The sequence below is a fragment of the Streptococcus sp. GMD4S genome, from assembly GCF_000296955.1.
The window spans coordinates 1-1755 of record NZ_AJRE01000009.1; the positions used below are offsets into that span (position 1 = coordinate 1).

Here is a 1755-nt window from a genome sequence, read left to right on the forward strand (position 1 = left end):
CTTCCCCTATTATAGTGTAGATGTGGCGAGCCGCGCCGGACTTTTTTCTTTTATCGAATCAATGAACCGAGAATTAATACAGGAGCAGAAAAAGATGCATATAACTTATTTTTGCCCCAATGCAGCAGACACACCATCAGAAAAGCCTTATCATCCAGTTTGGAGAGAAATGGGGATCTCTATATCAAGTACAAATCAAGTAACCCAAGTTTTACTTAAAGGTATAAAATCTCGTAAAAGAGTGATTTTGATGGGACAAGGTACAAAGATTTTTACAACATTAAACCTTCTATCCCCAGCAATAGCGGATTATCTTTTACTGAGACGATACGGTCGTATTTTAAAAAAATATTTTGGATAAATTTTCTATTATTTTTCTAAGAATTTTCTCATATTTTAGTATTCTTTAAGAAAAAATAATTAAGATGTATGTAGCCTAAAGAAAGGATGTGGTGAATTCATGAAGTAGAACTTCTTCATTTTTTCACAGAAACTTAAAGCAGAAACAAAAATACAGAATGAATAAAGAGAAAATGATTGTTGTAGAAAAAGCACCAAGTGGAGGCTATCAGTAGTAGCAAGTGGTTCTTTAGTGGTCGGCTTGCTTGGTGGTTATATATTCGGTTCTTTGACTCAAAAATCAACAAATCAGCAGTCGACCGTTCAAACATCGAAAACCCAGCAAGATAATCAAGATGGCAATAATATGCAAAGTCACGGTGGACAACCGCCTCAAGGACAGGGTCAAAATAATGGCAATGGTATGCCACCTCAAATGAATGGTCAAGATGGACAAGGTGCTCCTGGCGGTAACGGTGGTCCTGGAGGGCCAGGAGGACAGCCGCCGCAAGGAAATAATAATCAAGAAAGCGGTAGCAATTCTATGAAGAAACCAGCCAATGCAGATGGAAGTACGAAGGACAAGGATAGCAATTCTAACCAAAATAATGAAGAAAACACTACAAAATCTTAATCCATTTGTTAAAGCCATGATATAATAATTAAAGAATTATACTAAGATCCAAAAAATGATACAAAAATTCTTTATTTTATAATAACCTTAGATGAAGCTGATTAGTATCTTATAGCAGGAGGAGAACAAGATGATTAAGATTTTACTAGTAGAAGACGACTTAGGGTTGTCAAACTCAGTATTTGACTTTTTAGATGATTTTGCAGATGTTATGCAGGTTTTTGATGGAGAAGAAGGTCTCTATGAAGCTGAGAGTGGCGTCTATGATTTGATCTTGCTTGACCTTATGTTGCCTGAAAAAAATGGCTTCCAAGTCTTGAAAGAATTGCGTGAAAAAGGAATCACGACACCAGTCCTTATCATGACCGCTAAGGAAAGTTTGGATGACAAGGGACATGGTTTTGAGTTGGGAGCGGATGACTACCTCACCAAACCTTTCTACCTAGAAGAACTCAAAATGCGGATTCAAGCCCTTCTCAAACGTTCAGGCAAGTTTAATGAAAACACCTTGACCTATGGGGATGTTGTCGTCAATCTTTCAACGAATGAAGTGAAGGTGGAAGACACGCCTGTGGAACTACTCGGAAAAGAGTTTGAATTGTTGGTTTACTTCCTTCAAAATCAAAATGTCATTCTTCCCAAGACACAAATTTTTGACCGTCTATGGGGATTTGATAGCGATACGACGATTTCTGTTGTAGAAGTCTATGTTTCAAAAGTTCGTAAGAAACTGAAGGGTACAGCCTTTGCTGAAAATCTTCAAACCTTGCGTAGTGTCGGGT

At 37.5% G+C, this 1755-nt stretch carries 2 protein-coding genes and 1 pseudogene; all 3 read left to right on the forward strand.

What is annotated here, in order from left to right; translation table 11 throughout:
• Positions 1 to 361: pseudogene (locus GMD4S_RS00095) on the forward strand (SDR family NAD(P)-dependent oxidoreductase); the annotation flags it as partial.
• A 231-nt stretch (positions 362 to 592) separates the two neighbouring features.
• Positions 593 to 973 (forward strand): hypothetical protein, encoded by a 381-nt coding sequence (locus GMD4S_RS00100; protein WP_008283944.1) that lies wholly within the window; start codon positions 593 to 595, stop codon positions 971 to 973.
• Between the two features lie 130 nt (positions 974 to 1103).
• Positions 1104 to 1755: two-component system response regulator CiaR (gene ciaR / locus GMD4S_RS00105; RefSeq protein WP_000590634.1), on the forward strand; the 652-nt coding region annotated here is incomplete at its 3' end.